The sequence below is a fragment of the Leptospira bourretii genome (assembly GCF_004770145.1).
In the GTDB taxonomy this organism is placed as follows: Bacteria; Spirochaetota; Leptospiria; order Leptospirales; family Leptospiraceae; genus Leptospira_A; species Leptospira_A bourretii.
Genome location: NZ_RQFW01000005.1, coordinates 635,411 through 652,201, shown reverse-complemented (window position 1 = coordinate 652,201; position 16,791 = coordinate 635,411). Strand labels below are relative to the sequence as shown.

Below are 16,791 nucleotides of genomic sequence, written 5' to 3'. Positions count from 1 at the left end.
CCGCCCTTTGGGGTCAAAAAAAATTAGGATGTACGCTCAAAAAGATAAGTAAAAATTTGTCAGAATTTTTTCGAATCGGTGCAATATAGTTGGAACGAAAATGAAAATTAAAAAAATTATAACTGTTATGGAAAAAATTGAAAAATCGTTGTTAGGCGGTATTTTTTCTGATAAATGCCCGTTATTAGTCATGTCTTATGTGTTAGGTGATAAAATCTTTGGGGGAAAAACCTAGTGTTGGAATTTAAAAATGTGTTCAAATCATTTCACAATGAATCGGAAACGATTGATGTGTTGAAAAATATTTCATTTCGCATTGAAACGGGTGAATTTGTAGCGATTATAGGCCCATCAGGATCTGGTAAATCAACACTTCTTGGTGTAGCGGCCGGTCTAGATAAACCAGATACAGGGGTTGTGGCACTAGATGGAATCGATCTCACCAAGGAAAATGAATCCAATTTAGCTGATTTACGTGCAGACAAGATTGGTTTTATCTTTCAAAACTTCCAATTACTCCCTGGTCTCAATGCCATTGAGAATGTAGGGATTCCATTGTACTTAAAATCTTCACTGACTGAGGCAGAGATTTTAAAAAAATCAGAAAAAATTTTAGAATCTGTTGCTATGTCTCACAGAGCCACTCATTTCCCAAAACAGTTGTCAGGTGGAGAAGAACAAAGAATCGCCATTGCAAGAAGTTTTGTCAACGATCCTAAAGTAATTTTTGCAGATGAACCAACTGCCAATTTAGATTTTAAAAATAGTAAAACGGTTTTAGATCTTTTGTTGTACAGAAACAAAGAACAAGGCACCACATTAGTTGTGGTCACTCATGATCCTGATGTAGCAAAACTCGCAGATCGTGTTCTGGAGATGAAAGATGGGGAAATTATTTCGGATTCTCGCAATAAAAATAACGGAAAGAAGAATTCATCCAAAAAACTGACCTCAAAAAAGACCACCAAACAAAAGAAAACGACTGGCCTTGTTAAGAAGGTTAGTAGATGAAAGTTTCCCTTTTTCGTTTTTACTTAAAACGTGAGCTTTTTTCTCGGTTTCGGTATTCTGTACTCATTGTAGTTTCCATTACCCTCGGTGTGGGTTCTGTGATTGGAATCCATTCCTATAAAGACAATACGGCAAATGCCATCAAAAAAGAAGCAAAATCGATTATGGGGGCCGATATCGCCCTCCAATCCCCCCAAGAAATCACAAAAACAGCAGAAAAATTGGTCGAAACAAGTCTTCCCAAGGGTTCAGAGACCAGTGCTTCCATCCAGTTTTTATCCATGATTTCCAATGAATCGGGGGAAGAAAACTCCCTTAGTTTCATCAAGGCGGTGGAAACCAATTACCCTTTTTACGGGGAAATGAAAACCGAACCGGAGTCCGCGTATCGTAATTTAAAACCAAGCCAAGTTCTTCTCGATAAATCTCTCGTGGAAAATCTCAAACTAAAACTTGGAGACCGTGTTCGTTTGGGTGATAGTTTACTTGTGTTAGCTGGTGTTGTGGTAAAAGAACCAGGTGCTGTCGGTTCCTTTGTGGGATCGGCTCCAGGATCCATCATTTTGAGAGATACAGCAAACAGGACAGGGCTTGTCCAACGAGGAAGTCGCATTCGTTATACCATTTATGCCAAATTTCCGGAAACTGTAGACAGTTTGGGTTGGAAGGACAAAGAGTTTGAAGCACTCATCAAAGAAGATTTAACCATCTATCACAATACAGAAGTCAATTCGGGATCCCAACAGTTTATCAAAAACACTTTTGATTATATGGCACTCCTCGCCCTTGCTGGCTTTTTTTTAGGAGCCATTTCTGTTTATACAGCCGTGAGGACTCGGTTACTCGAAAAACGAAATGAAATTGCGATCTTAATGTGTCTTGGTGCCAAACCGAATGTGATTTTACTTTTGGTTTTTGCTGAAATATTCATTTTATCAATACTTGGAACCACTCTTGGGCTTGTCCTTGGCTATGGGATCCAGTCCATCTTACCTGATATCAGTGGTCTGATGTCAGTCGAAACTGGAATTGCCTTTGGCCTTTCTTTCTCTTCTCTTTTATGGAGTGTGGTGCTTGGAGTGGTGTTGCCACTTCTTATCTCTATTCCCCTTGTATTAGAAACAAGATCGGTAAAACCTTTGGCAGCATTAAAAGAAGTGGAATCACAAACCAGTGGAAAACTTTCCACATCCAAATGGCAATTTGGATCTTTCCTTTTGATTTATCTTTTGTTTACCAGTCTAGCCGTGCTCGAAACAGAAAGTATCTTTAAAGGAATTTTGTTTACATTGGTTCTATTAACCTTACCTGTTCTTGTGTACGGATTGTACATTTTGTTTGGGCTTCTCATCACAAAAATTTCTAAATGGGGATGGTTATCCAAAGAATGGAGCCTCGTGACAAAAAAAGTCACACGTAAATCAGGAGCTTTACGACTTTCGATCATTGGACTTGGATCTGCACTGTTTATCCTCACCTTATCACTCATTTTACAAGAGAGTTTACTGGAACTGAGTGGCGCTCGTGAGATTGAACGTAGGCCCAATATGTTCCTTTTGGACATCCGAGAGACACAAAAGGATGATCTCCTAACTGCAGTTAAAGCTTTTCCTGTGGAAAAACAATACTTAGCTCCTGTCATTGGAGCAAGGCTTTCCAAGGTCAATGGAGAACCCATTAAAAAAGAAGATACCATCAAAAACGCTATGGATCGCAATTGGCGCGCCACCGCAAGAACTCGGGAATACTTTTTATCCTACCGAGATGAGTTGTATGATACAGAAGAGGTGACCAAAGGTTCCTGGTGGGACGAATCGAGGCGCAATGAAATCTCCGTAGAACGTGATTTTGCTGGGTATTTGCAGGCGGGAGTGGGTGATGAGCTGACTTTCAATGTCCAAGGCCGTGAAGTTTCTGGAAAAATTTCGAACCTTCGTTCGGTGAACTGGGCTGATATGAAACCAAACTTTGTAGTTTTATTTTCCAAAGGAATTTTGGAGAAGGCTCCTCGGTTTTATATCGTTTCCTTACTCATTGATTCTAGTGAAGACAGATACCAATTACAAAAGGTCATTGTGAACCGATTTCCCAATATCACCGTGATTGATACGGAAAAAACCATCCAAGCATTTATGGGAATTTTGGAAAAGGTGACACAGATGATGGCTCTGATGACTGCTTTTATCTTAGCTGCATCCTTTGTTCTGGTATTTACAACCTTGTATGCGAGCCAATCGGAAAGAAAACGGGAATTTGCTTTGTTACGAGTGATTGGTGCGAACAGCCGTTTTATGGTAAAACATTTTTTACGAGAAGCACTACTGGTTTCTGTGATTTCGTTTTTACTGGGACTTGTTTATTCCATTGTTTCCAACGAGGTTCTCAACCGTTCGGTTTTAGAACTAAGAAGTGTTTATCCTTACGGACAATTGATGTTTGTGTTTTTGGGAATTTGTTTGGTGACGGTAAGTTTGTATACGTTAGGACTATTTAGTTTCTTTCGAATGCCCACGAAGACGGTCTTAAAGGAAATCAAATAAAACAAAAAAGCCCGGGGTTTTAAAACCGGGCTTTCTCATTGAAAGAGATGTTTTCGGGATTATTGTGCTACCGAAATAACCTCATCTCGGTTGATTACGTTAACAATATGTTTGTATTCAGGAGAATCTTTTCCATATTTTAACTCAGTGGCACGTAATAAGTGAACGTTCTTTTTGTAACGATACTTGAAGAGCATATCATCTGGTCCTTTTGACTTTTTGATCATGTTTTCTTCGAAGCTATATGCACTTGCAAGATACTTATGAGCAGGGTATTCTTTCTCGTTATCATCAATTTCGATGTAAAGTTCAAGAATTGGGATGGTTTGAGGAAGATTTTGTAGGTCATACTCAGCCATAATCCAAGAACGATAAACGTCAGAAAGAAGTCTTTTGAACTCAGGTCTTTCTCTTAAGTCAGGGTTTTTAATTTCATCAAGGTGATTGATCGCTTTAGAGAAGTAGTTGAGAGCGTCTTGTTTCGCTTTCATTTTTTCACGGTAAACTACACGTTCTTCTCTTGCTTTGCGATCTACTTTTTGCCAGTACCATTTTTCATCTAAGCGTTTTTTCTCAGCTTCTTCTTTGCGGTACTGCTCTACCCAATCTCTATTTTTCATAACGGTGTTAACACCGGATTGGTAGTTGGAAAGAGCCAATCGGAATTGGTTGTTTGCGAAAGTTTTAGAAAGTTGGTGTAACTCTTGGAAAGTTTTGTTATACCCTTTAAAATCAGGATTCTTCCAAAGAGATTCCTGTTCCATAATTTCTTTCTTTCTCTTTTTTTGGTCTTCGGTAAGTTCCGCATCGTCATTCTCAGGAACGAGTTCGCCTTTGAGAAGTTCGTCGACTTGGTCTTTAGCCGCTTGGCTATCTTGAGCGTTCGCAGGCTGAGTTTGTGCGAAAAGCACACTGAAGCCGGACACCAGTTGGAGAATAAGGAGATACTTAATAATCTTCATAGTCGTGTGACCCTTTTGTCTCTTTCAATATTTTGAACAAATAGGTTTATCTATTTCTTCAATGAAAGTATCGGAATGGCAAGAGTCAATAATAACGAATTAATGAGGAAAAAAACCTAATCATGAACTTTTTCTTCCGATTCTCTTTGATTTAAAGGGACATAAGTCCTGAAACACCTAAAAAATCTCATTCCTTGACATCTTAGAGAATTCGAGAAGATTGCTCCTTGGAGATGAATTTATCCGAAATTACTGCCATCCGGGACGGAAATCCACAGTGCAAAACCTGTGGTGGGGTCGGAATTACCTTAGCTGAACATGTTCGCGGCTCTCGTTCTGGGGCCCTAGTCCTTTGCCATTGCATCGGGAGCGACTGTAACACTTGTGAGTCGAAGGGGCAGGCGCCTTTTATGACTTTTGACAGGAAGTTGGACAAAATGCTCCCTTGTGTTTGCCATAATGCAAGGTTTTCCCTTCGTAACCTTGAGAATTTAGTCGAAAAGGCAAACGTTCCAGCGAGGTATCGATTCCAATTTTTGTCCAACATCGACATTGGAGATACCGCAAACGATCCTGATATGTCCTTTATCATTGCTCACGACTGGGCCAATGAACTCGTTCATAAGTTTAAGAACCCTGATTTTTCACCGCAAGGATTTTATCTTTGGGGTGGGACTGGATCTGGGAAAACCTTACTTGCCTGCGTCATACTAAATGAACTGATCTTTCGTTATGGGATTACTTGTAAGTACGCTAAGGTGAATAAAGACTTTTTATCTGCCATTCGTGATACTTACCAATCCGATAGCGAAACTCATGGGCAAGAACGTTCCATCGAAAAGGAATTTGCCAACGTGGATGTCCTTGTGATTGATGATTTTGGAGTCCAAAAGGAATCAGAATTCAACAATCGGAAGTTATACGATCTCATTGATAGTCGTTATGAACAAGAAAAACTGACTTTACTTACTTCGAACCATTCACTCATCGAATGGAGAGACCGAGGACAAGGCCGCATTTATTCCCGTCTTATGGAAATGACAAAGGAGATTGAACTTAAGTGTCCGGATTACCGCACTAAGTTTGTAAAGAGGTAAGATTATGAAATATTCCAATATTGCCTTTTTGTCTCTGGGTTCCAACATCGGTGACAGACACCATTTTATGGACCAGGCAATTTGGGAAATTTCAACCTTACCAGAAGTTCAAATTTTAAAACAATCAGAAAGATTGGAAACAGCCCCGTTGGAAAATACCAACCAACCTTACTTTTTAAATCAAATTCTAAAGGTAATGGTTTCTTCTGCTTTCACGCTTCCTTGTTTGTTGGATTCTCTCCAAGCCATTGAAGACAAATTGGGGAGGAAACGTAGGTCTTGGAAGGGCCCTAGAGAAATTGATATCGATATCCTAACTTACGAAGCAGTTGTAATGAAAACAGATTTTTTACACCTGCCTCACCATTCGCTTTATTCAAGACCATTTATAAAACAGTTGTTAACTGATATGGGAGAAATTGGAGTGTATGCACTCTTTTTGGAACTAAACCATGAAAAACATTATTCTACAGTATAAAAAAAAATACGATGCGGGAGAACCTATCTCTGTCATCACCTGTTACGATTATACCTTTGCGACTCTCTTTAACAGAACGGAAGTAGATTGTATCCTTGTCGGTGATTCTCTGGGAATGGTGATCCAAGGAAATCATTCCACACTTCCTGTGACTTTAGATGAAATCATCTACCATACAAAGGCAGTTTGTAAGGGAGCTCCCGACAAAACCATTGTTGCCGACTTACCATTTTTATCTTACCAAACATCGATCGAAGAAGGGATTCGTTCTGCAGGCCGTGTCTTAAAAGAGACAAATGCTTCTTGTGTGAAACTGGAAGGGGATTCTGAATTTATCATCGAACTCACAAAACGAATGACGGAATCAGGAATTCCAGTGTTTGCCCACTTGGGTCTCACACCACAATCGGTTCATACCCTCGGTGGTCACCGTGTCCAAGGAAAAACGGAAGCCGCTCGTTCCAAAATGGTTCGTAAAGCCAGAGAACTCGCAGAAGCAGGCGCCTTTGCCTTGTTACTCGAAATGGTTCCTGAATCTCTCGGAAAAGAAATTACAGAGTCCATTCGGATTCCTACGATTGGGATTGGCGCTGGAAAGTATACATCGGGCCAAGTGCTTGTCATGCAGGATTTACTGGGTCTGAATGAAGACTTTCATCCTAAGTTTTTAAAGAAATTTGGGAATCTTGCAGGGCCTGTGAAGGATGCGGTGAATTTATACCACCGCGAAGTTTCTAAACGTGAATATCCGTCGGAAGCCCACGCGTTTTTAGATAATTAAGTGGTTTGAAGGAATTGGCTAAGACAAAATGAATCTATTTTGTCTTAGCGCAAGAGTTTGATTCTTTTTCACTCGAATGAATTTAAAAAACGAATCTTTATTTCCTCTTTCTAGCTGCTTCTGCCAATCTTTCAAACATAGGAACCGTTGTTTCCCAAGAAACACAAGCATCTGTGATGGACTGGCCATAGGTCAGAGGTTTTGCGTCAATGGACTGGTTTCCTTCTTTCAAATGGCTTTCAATCATCACACCTAAGATATGTTTGCTACCTTTGGCAAATTGTTCTGCTACCGCATCAATCACAGCTGGTTGTTTGCGAAAATCCTTTTGGCTATTGCCATGAGAACAGTCTACCATCACTTTAGCAGGTAGGCCGGCTTTTTCAATTTGTGCACCCAATTCATTGACAGACACCTCATCAAAGTTAGGTCCTTTGTTCCCTCCACGTAAAATCACATGAGTGTCTTTGTTTCCTGCTGTGCGAAAGATAGCACTGCTACCTTGGTTCGTAACCGATAAAAAATGATGGCTAGAACTTGCGGAACGAATGGCATCCACTGCAATTTGTACATTTCCATCCGTTCCATTTTTGAAACCGATTGGCGCAGAAAGACCCGATGCTAGTTCCCTATGGACTTGACTTTCTGTGGTTCTGGCACCAATGGCACCCCATGCCACTAAGTCAGCAATGTACTGGGGAGAGATTACATCTAAAAATTCGGTTCCACAAGGGATTCCCATGTTGTTAAGATCTAACAGAAGTTTACGGGCAAGTTGCAACCCTTTGTTGATATGAAAAGATCCATCTAAATCAGGATCATTGATGAGTCCTTTCCAACCAACTGTAGTTCTTGGTTTTTCAAAATAAACTCTCATCACTATGAGAAGTTCATTTTTAAACTCTTCGATTTTTGGTTTGAGTTTGGATGCATATTCCATTACGGCACCAATATCGTGAACAGAACATGGTCCTACTACAACTAACATACGCTTGTTGTCTTTTCCGTGGATGATATCGGAAATTTCACTTCTAGTACGGAGAACTACATCGGAGGCCGCATCCGTTAATGGAAGTTCTTCCATGATGACCGAAGGTGGGATAAGACTATGTTGTTCTAAAATTCTTAAATTGGCTGTAGGTTTCATAATTAATACTTTTGCATGGAAGGATCGACTAAATCGGAATAGGCTAAGGTTCCTCCGGCTACGTTTTTATAGGACTTAAATCCTGCTTGGGCTAAAATTCCACAGGCCATTCCCGACCTTCCACCGGAACGGCAATACACTAAAATTTCTTTATCGATTTGGTTTTTGATTTCCTCAATTCTCGCAGCAAGTTCGCTCACGGGAATGAGTTTGTCTGTGCCAGGAACCAGAGCAATCTGTTGTTCATTTGGGTTTCTTACATCCAATACAAAAAAATCATCTTTTCCTTCTGCACGTGCATCCAGACGTTTTTTAAAACTAACTACATCGATTTCCGGTACCATTATGTGACTCCGCCCATTTCCTCTAGTTCTATCGTTACATCCTCCCAACGTTTCGTAAGGAGGCCTATCTCTCTTTTAATATCGTTATAAGTGTCCATTTCCAACTGAAAACTTCTGTTTTTAAAGAACTCTGGATCCTGTAAAAGTTCCTCTTTGTCCTTTTTATTTTTTTCCAGTCTCTCTATTTGGACTTCCAAATCGGCAATTTCTTTCTCTAATTTTTTTCGTTTGTTTTTGCTGGCTTGTGGATTGGCCTTTTTTTCTTCCAATTTAGATTTGCCAGAAGTATTTTGGGCCGGAGATTCCGTTTCCTCTTCCTTATGGAACTTGAGGTAATCATCAAAACTACAATTTAGGTTTTGTAACACCCCACCGGAAAGTTGGAAGGTGCGGTTACAAAGTCCCTTCATAAAATCGGGATCGTGACTAATGATAAGAAGGCTTCCCGGAAAATCAATGAGAGCCCGTTTGACCGCTTCCCGAATCACAATGTCCAAATGGTTTGTGGGTTCATCCAAAAATAAACAATTGGAGGGATGGTTGACAAGTAGGGCCAACCGAAGCCGACTTTGTTCTCCACCTGATAGGTGTTTTACGGACTTGAATACACCATCCCCAGGAAAGGCAAAATGTCCAAGTAAGGTTCTTGCTCTTTCTTCACTGAGTTCTGGATATTTTTTGATTACGGTTTCAACAAGGTTGAGACTTTCATCCAGGTCTTCCCCGTGGGTTTGGGAAAAGTATCCGAGTTTGGTTTTTGGACCATAATAGAGAGAACCTGAATCCAACTTATGTCTTTCCAAAAGACAACGCATGAGTGTTGATTTTCCGGCTCCATTCGGGCCAACAAGCGCCACTTTGTCGCCTGCGGAAATTTCGATTTCGGCATTTTCAAAAATTGTTTTTTTCACACCTGTGTTTTTATCAGGATAAGAAAAAGAAGCATTTTCCAAACGAAGGATGATATTACTCGAAGGAAGAAATTGGAATTGGTAATCTGGTTTTTGGTTCCAAAAAGATTCTTCTGGATTTTCTAGTTTGTCTCTTTTTTCCAATCGTTTGATGACCGATTGGACCTGTCTTGCTTTGGTCGCTTGGGCCCGAAACCGTTCCACCCATTCCATTCGGCTTTTAAGATAAGTTTCTTCTTTTTCGAATTGGGCTTTGAGTTGTTCTTGGATTTCATTTTTGGCTTCAAAAAATTCTTCCAAACTTCCTTGGAATTCAAAAGTTCCATGGGGATTGATTTCGATAATCGTATCCACTGTTTGGTTGAGGAATTCAGGATCGTGAGTCACAAGAACAAAGGCTTGGTTCTGTGAGACAAGAAAGTCAGCTAACCAAGATTTGGTTTTATCATCCAAATGGTTTGTAGGTTCATCTAGTAATAATAAATTATGAGGGTTGAGGAGTGCAATGGCAAGACCAATGCGGTGGTGGTATCCTGGTGAAAATTCTTTGGTTTTCCTTTGGAAATCGGCCGTGGAAAATCCAAGACCAGAAAGAATTTTTTTTGCACGAGCTTCGAGACCGTGTAAGTCGTGTAAGTGGGCAAATTCTTCTAAATCACTTTGTTCATGAAGGAGGTCTTCAAAAGCAGGATCTTCATGATCTATCGTTTCGAATTTGGATTCGATGAGTTTTCGTTTCCCATCATACTCAGCATAGAGTTTGTTTTCATCAAGGACAGTGTCGATGACAGAAGTCTCGGGACTAAATTCCGGAATCTGTTGGAAAAGGGAAAGGACAGTATTTTTCGAGCGAATGACTTCCCCAGATTCGGGTTTCATTTTACCCGCGGCCATTTGGAAAAGTGTGGTTTTGCCAGAACCGTTGGGCCCGACAATCGCAACCCGGCAACCGGGTTTGATATGCCAGCTAAAACCCTCAAAGAGAACCTTGGGGCCGAAGTGTTGGTGGATTTGGATGAATTGGATCAAGGCGCTTTGCGAAAACCCGCCGATGAGGCGGGGGATTTAGGAGGGACTAACCTTATTTTTTGGCTAGAAGTTCCTCTTTTCTTTCGCGAAGGTGTTTCACATAAAGGCTAGATTCGCCGTTCATGGTTTCGACAGACTTTTTGATGGCCGCATCAATTTCAGCTACAGTCATTTTCGCGATTTTTTTGTTCTTCTTTTCTTTTTCTTCTGACATGGAAGTTTTCCCCTTTTAGGTACGTCACTGAGATTCTTCCAGGGTTTCCTCACGAATCGAGACTGCAAGAAAAATAAGACAAAAATACTGACAAGTTGCAAACTGGCCGGATGAAACGACTCCGACGATTTTTCAGTGAAGTGTACTTGTACGATGTCCATGGCCTGGCTTCGGAACTTTCGTTTACTTTCCTCCTCACTCTCTTTCCCCTTTTGGTAGTTTTTGTGACTCTTCTTGGGCTTTTACAAGATCCAAGGACAATCAATTTGATGACGGACCAAATGGGAAAATTTTTACCTGCTCCCATTTTTCAACCCATAGACAAAAGTGTGGAAAACCTAACGAGAGTTAAAAGCTATAATGTGATCGCACTTAGTATTGCAATTTCTTTTTTTTCGAGTTTAACCATTTTTGGAACCATATCCAAAGCTCTTCGGTTTATCTCTCGGGATGAAACAAAGGTTGGTTTTATCGCATCGCAGTGGATCAACTTTCGTTTGCTCGTGATCTCTCTTGTTCTACTTGTTTTGTATTTTTATTTAACTTATGGAATGGTGCAAACAGAACGGTTTATGTTTCAAAAGTTTCGATTTGGATTTTTTCGAACAAATCCTTATCTTTCAGTATCTCTGATCATTTTGCCATATTGTATTGGGCTTTTTACATTCTATTATGCTTATATTACCAAAGCTAAAACTACATTAAAAGAAAATTTACCTGGCGCCATTTTTGCCTCCCTACTTGTTTTAACGATGAGTTTTGGATTTCAGTTTTATTTAAAAATGAAAAACGTAGGTGTAAATTATTCCTTAGCCTATGATTTGATATCTAAGATGGTGGTTCTTATGTTGTATACTTATATCAACTCAACATTTTTTATTTGGGGATTTTTATGGAACCAAGTCCTTGCGGACGATCGTAATAAAAAATCTCAGTCTAAAAAGTAATCAGGTTCCAAGATTCTCGGGCAAAAAGAGATGATGATTCCGAAGTAGTGGCGTGCGAGAGAAAAAAAGAGCCACTCCCCACCAGAGGAAAGGATATCATCCGCATCAAGATCGGTGTATCCTTTTTTGTGAAACAATTGGTCCAAACTCCAATTCTCTTCTCCAGGAATCACTTGGACTTTGAGATGCGCATAAAATTTTTTTTCTAGACTATGGTAACGAAATGCCAATGCTCTTCCACCTAACGGATTTCTGATGGTGAAGGTAAGCCATGTGGGGAAATCATTTTCTGGTTCTGAACTCAAGTGGTAGAGTTCCCAACCTACATCTTTCGCATTTCCAAAAAACTCTTGAAAGCTGGATGTAAAAGCAGATTGGTATTCGGCAGTGATCCCCATTTCTTTTTTGATAGAAATAGAACCCTGGTTTTAAGGCAAATTTTATCTCGTTTTTTCTACGAAAGATTTAAAATGTTTTTTGAAAAAGAAAAACAAATTCCGGTTTCCCTAAGAATGAGTTCCATTAGGATGGGGACCTGAGGTTTGCAACATGATCGAAACCATCAATATCAATTGGCCGAGTGGAGCCATCGATCCCGTCATCCATTGTCCTGCTTGCGGAAGCCTTGTTCTAAGTCCATTGGAAGAAGAGGGGCCCGGATGCCATCACATTCAATTTATCATCGATAGTGAATCTGGCGAATTCAACTACATCACAGAACCTTTTGATGAAATTTTAAAAGAATTTCGTCAACCTAATGTAGAAGAATTTGATGAGTGGGATGCCACAGAATTGTTTTTAGAAGAAGCAGAATCCAATACATTTTATGTAATGAATTTAATTTTACCAAGTAATGTTTCTATAGAAGATGATCCTGTTTGTCTGCGCATTGGATTTGAATTATTTTTTAGTGAAGACCAAGAAGAATTGTACGAAGAATTAGAAAGAAGACATGATGAGGAAGGGTTACATGACCACAGCCAGAACTAATATGATTAAATTTGGATTTTTTATTTCAATATTTTTTATATTCACCAATTGTTTGATCAGCTATAAAGATCATCCCAAAATTCTTCCTTTGCCTGCAGAAGAAAAATCGAACGATGCCAACTTTGTTTATGCTCTGCCAACTTTTCCTCAGATGAATTTAGGAGGAAGAGAAGCATTAAAAAACTATTTTCAAAACAAAACTCGTTTTAAAAACACGGTGGAAGGAGTGGATGTTCCTAAATCTGGATATTTGGTAAATGTAAAGGTTAACTACCGTTCACCGTCTCCAGAAGCCACAGTATTTCTTGGAATTTCCACTTTGACCGCCACTCTCCTTCCTGCTTGGTCCACACAAGATGGTTATGATGTACAATACCTTCTTTACAAAGATGGAAAAAAAGTGGGAACCTATGAGTATCATATCTTTCGAAATTATGCGCAGTGGTTACTTTTCATTCCTATTTCTTGGTACAATTTTGAAACAGCTACGGAACGAGAAGTGTTCGAAAGAACCACTCTCAAATTTTTTGAGGATGCTAAGGAACATTTTTAAACTCATTGGACTTCAACTTTCAAATATACAATGATTTTGTCTGGGGTTTTTGGCCCGGAATCATTGTTGTTTTTGGAGTTGGGTTCTTTGTTGGATACTTAGCTTCCTTTTTGGGACTTGGGGGTGGATTTATTTACACTCCCTTCTTCCATAGTTTTTTTCACCTCACTGCCGTTCAGGCAGTTGCCGTTTCTCTCGCACAGATGCCGGTATCCTCTCTTTCAGGGCTTTTCGTATATTACCAAAACAATAAAATTCGTTGGAAACAAGGCCTACTTTTGCTTTGTACATCAATTCCTTCGGCTCAGTACACGGCCTATAAATTTGGAAGGTTTGAAGATACAGAACTCGGCAAACAGTTGTACTATGGGGTTCCCTTGTCGGAGTTTATTTATCTCATTGTATTTACATTTTTTTTAGGAATTTTAGCAATTTACAATTTGATCACGGCTCTTAAGAGGAGAAAAAAATACTATCAGTCTCTAGAGGTTCAGTCACAAACATTCAATCCAACCCCATCTTCTAGTTCTATTTCCTCAGGTGCAAAATCAAATCTAGATACAGATCTTACACAAGATTCTTCAGTTAACAAAAGTGATGTTGACTCTTTTTTCTATTCACCAAAATCGATTTTGGTTGTTCTATTTACTGGAATCTTTTTTGGATTGTTTTCCTCTTTATTTGGGATAGGAGGTGGTTTTCTGGCAGTTCCTTTATTTGTGTATTACTTTCGTATGAGTCCTGTAGAAGCCGTGGCCACATCTTTTCTCGGAATTTTTCTCACATCTTTTGGAACAAGTCTTATGTTTTTTTTCCAAGGGAAATTACATTTGGAACTTGCTCTGATTGGAAGTTTCGGTGGGATTTTTGGGGCAAGGATTGGTTCTTTAAAAGCGGTGAATGCAAAACCATATAGCATTCTTCTTGTTACCGCTATCTTTCAATTTTTGGTAGTGGTATGGTATGTACTGGGAAAACTTCCCAAATTCTAATTGCCATTTTTTGTTTCCAAATATAGAATTCGTCTAAGTCATATAACTGCGTTATGAAATTAAAATTTCCTGAAGACCAACTCGTTACGACTAAGGAAGGAAAAATTCCCAAATTATACAGTTGTGCAGAGTGTCGCAACGGCGCAGGTTTGGATTTTTCGTTTACAATGGCGTTCCAACCCATCGTTGATTGGAACAAAAAAAACATCTATTCCCATGAAGCGCTTGTTCGTGGAACCAAAGGGGAATCTGCCTATTCCATTCTTTCCAAAGTAAACTCCAACAACAGATACCAGTTTGATCAATCGTGCCGGATCAAAGCGATCCAACTTGCTAGTCAGATTCGTATTCCTTCTTATTTGAATATTAACTTTTTGCCAAATGCGGTTTACCAACCGGAGACTTGTATTCGTACCACTCTAGAGGCCAGTAAAGAATACGGGTTTCCTTTAGATCGATTGGTGTTTGAGTTAACGGAAGGAGAAGAAGTTCAGGATCATGATCATATCATCAATATTTTTAAAACTTACCAACAATATGGCTTTTTGACAGCGATTGATGATTTTGGTTCGGGATACTCTGGACTCAATTTACTCGCAAAATTCCAACCTGATCTGATTAAGTTAGATATGGAACTCATCCGAAACATCCATCTGAATCCTGTGGCTCAAAAATTAACAAAAGCCATTGCAAATGTTTGTCAGGAAATAGGAATTGCAGTGATTGCTGAAGGTGTAGAGACGAGTGAGGAATTGAAAGTTTTGGTAGATATGGGAATTTCTCTCTACCAAGGATATTTGTTTTCCAAACCAGCATTTGAATCTGCTGGTGAAGTGATCTTTCCCACTCTTTAAATTAGAAAACTACTCAATTCTCTTCTGGGAGAATCATATTCATAAGAACTCCTTCCCATCCTTGCGATCAATTGGATTTGTTCTTTTGGTTTTAAGCCAAGGATCGTTTTCAGTTGTTTGGTGAACTGGCGACTTTCTGGATAATCTTCCACAGCTTGGTTCATGGTGTGAAAGGCAATTCCTCTGACGGCACAAGCCAAAGTGAAACGCATAAAATCCCTACCTGTTTCCAACCAACTTCCTTCCTCATCAGAACCTTCTGTGATGAATAAAACAAGAGCCTTAGAAGAATACACTTGTTTTTGGAACATTTGGATTCCTGCTTCTTTGGAAGATGGGGAATGCCATGTTTCTTTTGACAAATCCACAAAAAATGTTTTGGCAAACCAGAGTTTGATTCCGGAAAGTCCATTCCCTTCTAAAGTGAGTCCATCTCGTTTTGTATAAATGTCTTCTTTCGAAACACGAAACCATTTCCGATTCAGTTCGTTGGATTCCGTACGATTGGTTTCCATAGAAAAAGCTGCATCTAAAATGGGTAAGATAGATTCTAATTGTTTTGGGTCATTCACAAAGAGGAGTTTATGTTTAGTCGGTCCCATTAACATTTGTAAGTCATTCATTTCTTCTTTTGTTATGATATCTCCAGAATAAACGGAACGGTTCATTCTACGATTGGGGACACCGGCAAATAAAAAATCATGAACACATTTTGTTTTTGGGAAAATTTCAAATTTTGCAACGGGCAAATTAGAAAAGGTTTTGGGTCCAGGTTTTCCTTTGGGGAAGTATGAGATTTTTGTATCAAACATTAGTTTATCGGCTGTTAAATGAGCAAGTTCCAAAAAACAGCCATGTGTATGGAAAAATTGCCGATTGAGGGAATCGATTTCTGGAAGTTGTTTTTCTTTGTCACCAAAAAGTAAAAATTCAGAATCGGACACCCTCCTAATTTTCCAAGGTTGGGAATTATGGGAATTGGGGGCAAGGAGAGCCGTCACAAGGATTTGGTCCAGTGGTTTGGTAAACCCTAAAGATTCTGCAAATCCTAAGGGATCCTTTCTGTGAAAATTCGAATCGTTTCCACTGTATGCATATAAGTTTTTTTGCAGTGTAGAGAGCGAAACCAAGGCACCGGTGGCAAAACTATTCATTAGAAAACTTTTTCTTGTGAGCTTCATTATTTTTCCGTTTATGGTTCTAGACCTTAATTGGATAGGAGTCTAAGATAAAATGTCAACCAACTCTGAACCTTTTTCTATTGATATCGTGTCCGATGTAGCTTGTCCCTGGTGTTATGTAGGAAAAAAGAAACTGGAGTTGGCCCTCCAAACCGTCGGTGACCAAATTCTCCCCCAGGTACGATGGAGACCATTCCAACTTTCTCCAGAAATTCCAGAAGAAGGAATCGATTACAAAAAGCACCTAACACAAAAATTTGGTAGTTTGGATCGTTTGGATGGGGCTTGGCAACGATTGACAGATATCGGAAAATCTGTGGGAATTCCTTTTCGATTTGAAGACATTCCCAAAGCTACGAACACATTGGTTCTACATGCTCTTGTAGCTGGACTTTCTACTTTAGAAGAACAAGCAAAACTTGTGGATCTGTTTTTTTCTGCTAACTTTACTGAGGGAAAAGATCTCACCGACAAAGAAACCATTTGGAAAGTAGCAGAACCTTTGTACAAAGATCGTGATAAGTTCGAAGCCATCTTTGCAGATCCAGAACTCAAAGAAAACATACGACAAGAAATTTTATATTACCATCAAAATGGAATTAGCGGTGTCCCTTATTTTATTATTGGTGGGAAGTATGCTGTGAGTGGCGCGCAAGACCCTTCTGTCTTTGTGGAAGTGATTGAGACTGTTTTAAAAGAACGCGAATCAGAAAAACAAAGTCAATAAATTTCGTTTCATCTTGACCCAACATTCAATATT

General features: G+C 39.4%; 19 protein-coding genes. 12 read left to right on the top strand and 7 right to left on the bottom strand.

What is annotated here, in order from left to right; genetic code table 11:
- Window positions 1–100: 100 nt before the first annotated feature.
- The 3 genes from EHQ47_RS19910 to EHQ47_RS04675 are packed head-to-tail and all read left to right on the top strand — an operon-like array spanning window position 101 to window position 3,551.
- Window positions 101–235 (top strand): hypothetical protein, encoded by a 135-nt coding sequence (locus tag EHQ47_RS19910; RefSeq protein WP_279638199.1) that lies wholly within the window; start codon window positions 101–103, stop codon window positions 233–235.
- A complete protein-coding gene (locus tag EHQ47_RS04680; protein ID WP_135747226.1) occupies window positions 235–1,011 on the top strand; it encodes an ABC transporter ATP-binding protein in 777 nt (258 codons plus the stop codon). Before EHQ47_RS19910 ends, EHQ47_RS04680 begins: the two co-directional genes overlap by 1 nt.
- Window positions 1,008–3,551: an ABC transporter permease gene (locus EHQ47_RS04675; RefSeq protein WP_135776643.1), complete on the top strand. Its 2,544-nt coding sequence runs from the start codon at window positions 1,008–1,010 to the stop codon at window positions 3,549–3,551. Before EHQ47_RS04680 ends, EHQ47_RS04675 begins: the two co-directional genes overlap by 4 nt.
- Before the next feature lie 59 nt (window positions 3,552–3,610).
- Here the strand turns inward: EHQ47_RS04675 and fcpA are convergent, their stop codons facing one another.
- Window positions 3,611–4,513 carry a flagellar coiling protein FcpA gene (gene fcpA, locus EHQ47_RS04670; RefSeq protein ID WP_135576268.1) on the bottom strand — a complete coding sequence of 301 codons (903 nt, stop codon included), beginning with the start codon at window positions 4,511–4,513 and terminating at the stop codon, window positions 3,611–3,613.
- Window positions 4,514–4,746: 233 nt separating this feature from the next.
- On the opposite strand from fcpA, the gene EHQ47_RS04665 reads away from it, so the two are divergent.
- From EHQ47_RS04665 to panB, 3 genes are read left to right on the top strand one after another with little or no spacing between them, the layout of a single operon-like run.
- On the top strand, window positions 4,747–5,610 hold the full coding sequence (locus tag EHQ47_RS04665; RefSeq protein ID WP_167482956.1) for an ATP-binding protein: 864 nt from the start codon (window positions 4,747–4,749) through the stop codon (window positions 5,608–5,610).
- A gap of 4 nt (window positions 5,611–5,614) precedes the next feature.
- Window positions 5,615–6,088 carry a 2-amino-4-hydroxy-6-hydroxymethyldihydropteridine diphosphokinase gene (folK, locus tag EHQ47_RS04660; protein ID WP_020776805.1) on the top strand — a complete coding sequence of 158 codons (474 nt, stop codon included), beginning with the start codon at window positions 5,615–5,617 and terminating at the stop codon, window positions 6,086–6,088.
- The gene (panB, locus tag EHQ47_RS04655) at window positions 6,063–6,869 is read left to right on the top strand and encodes a 3-methyl-2-oxobutanoate hydroxymethyltransferase (RefSeq protein WP_135747224.1); all 807 of its coding nucleotides are present in this window, start codon (window positions 6,063–6,065) and stop codon (window positions 6,867–6,869) included. The genes folK and panB overlap by 26 nt, the downstream gene beginning before the upstream one ends.
- Before the next feature lie 97 nt (window positions 6,870–6,966).
- On the opposite strand, the gene EHQ47_RS04650 is transcribed toward panB, so the two are convergent.
- Genes EHQ47_RS04650 through EHQ47_RS19655 form a run of 4 tightly spaced genes read right to left on the bottom strand, consistent with a single transcriptional unit; the run spans window position 6,967 to window position 10,514 of the window.
- Window positions 6,967–8,016 carry a 3-deoxy-7-phosphoheptulonate synthase gene (locus EHQ47_RS04650; protein WP_135747223.1) on the bottom strand — a complete coding sequence of 350 codons (1,050 nt, stop codon included), beginning with the start codon at window positions 8,014–8,016 and terminating at the stop codon, window positions 6,967–6,969.
- Window positions 8,017–8,018: 2 nt separating this feature from the next.
- The gene (locus EHQ47_RS04645) at window positions 8,019–8,360 is read right to left on the bottom strand and encodes a rhodanese-like domain-containing protein (protein WP_020776119.1); all 342 of its coding nucleotides are present in this window, start codon (window positions 8,358–8,360) and stop codon (window positions 8,019–8,021) included.
- The gene (locus EHQ47_RS04640) at window positions 8,360–10,300 is read right to left on the bottom strand and encodes an ABC-F family ATP-binding cassette domain-containing protein (RefSeq protein ID WP_135776642.1); all 1,941 of its coding nucleotides are present in this window, start codon (window positions 10,298–10,300) and stop codon (window positions 8,360–8,362) included. Before EHQ47_RS04640 ends, EHQ47_RS04645 begins: the two co-directional genes overlap by 1 nt.
- Window positions 10,301–10,352: 52 nt before the next feature.
- The gene (locus EHQ47_RS19655; protein WP_004786402.1) at window positions 10,353–10,514 is read right to left on the bottom strand and encodes a hypothetical protein; all 162 of its coding nucleotides are present in this window, start codon (window positions 10,512–10,514) and stop codon (window positions 10,353–10,355) included.
- 110 nt (window positions 10,515–10,624) lie between these two features.
- Between EHQ47_RS19655 and EHQ47_RS04635 the strand changes: the two genes are divergently transcribed.
- Entirely contained in the window at window positions 10,625–11,461 is an 837-nt protein-coding gene (locus EHQ47_RS04635) for a YihY/virulence factor BrkB family protein (protein ID WP_135747221.1), read from the top strand.
- Here the strand turns inward: EHQ47_RS04635 and EHQ47_RS04630 are convergent.
- Window positions 11,446–11,859 (bottom strand): hypothetical protein, encoded by a 414-nt coding sequence (locus EHQ47_RS04630; protein ID WP_135747220.1) that lies wholly within the window; start codon window positions 11,857–11,859, stop codon window positions 11,446–11,448. The genes EHQ47_RS04635 and EHQ47_RS04630 overlap by 16 nt on opposite strands.
- Window positions 11,860–12,010: 151 nt before the next feature.
- Between EHQ47_RS04630 and EHQ47_RS04625 the strand changes: the two genes are divergently transcribed.
- Genes EHQ47_RS04625 through EHQ47_RS04610 form a run of 4 tightly spaced genes read left to right on the top strand, consistent with a single transcriptional unit; the run spans window position 12,011 to window position 14,850 of the window.
- On the top strand, window positions 12,011–12,451 hold the full coding sequence (locus tag EHQ47_RS04625) for a hypothetical protein (protein ID WP_135776641.1): 441 nt from the start codon (window positions 12,011–12,013) through the stop codon (window positions 12,449–12,451).
- Complete coding sequence (locus EHQ47_RS04620; protein WP_135749918.1) at window positions 12,432–13,004, top strand: LIC12231 family lipoprotein; 573 nt, start codon at window positions 12,432–12,434, stop codon at window positions 13,002–13,004. The genes EHQ47_RS04625 and EHQ47_RS04620 overlap by 20 nt, the downstream gene beginning before the upstream one ends.
- Before the next feature lie 5 nt (window positions 13,005–13,009).
- The gene (locus EHQ47_RS04615; protein ID WP_135749731.1) at window positions 13,010–13,996 is read left to right on the top strand and encodes a sulfite exporter TauE/SafE family protein; all 987 of its coding nucleotides are present in this window, start codon (window positions 13,010–13,012) and stop codon (window positions 13,994–13,996) included.
- A 53-nt stretch (window positions 13,997–14,049) separates the two neighbouring features.
- The gene (locus EHQ47_RS04610) at window positions 14,050–14,850 is read left to right on the top strand and encodes an EAL domain-containing protein (protein WP_208727385.1); all 801 of its coding nucleotides are present in this window, start codon (window positions 14,050–14,052) and stop codon (window positions 14,848–14,850) included.
- Here the strand turns inward: EHQ47_RS04610 and EHQ47_RS04605 are convergent.
- Window positions 14,847–16,031 carry an Acg family FMN-binding oxidoreductase gene (locus tag EHQ47_RS04605; protein WP_135749730.1) on the bottom strand — a complete coding sequence of 395 codons (1,185 nt, stop codon included), beginning with the start codon at window positions 16,029–16,031 and terminating at the stop codon, window positions 14,847–14,849. The two genes, EHQ47_RS04610 and EHQ47_RS04605, sit on opposite strands and share 4 nt — an antisense overlap.
- Window positions 16,032–16,083: 52 nt before the next feature.
- On the opposite strand from EHQ47_RS04605, the gene EHQ47_RS04600 reads away from it, so the two are divergent.
- Window positions 16,084–16,758 carry a DsbA family oxidoreductase gene (locus EHQ47_RS04600; protein WP_135749729.1) on the top strand — a complete coding sequence of 225 codons (675 nt, stop codon included), beginning with the start codon at window positions 16,084–16,086 and terminating at the stop codon, window positions 16,756–16,758.
- The last annotated feature ends 33 nt before the right edge of the window (window positions 16,759–16,791 follow it).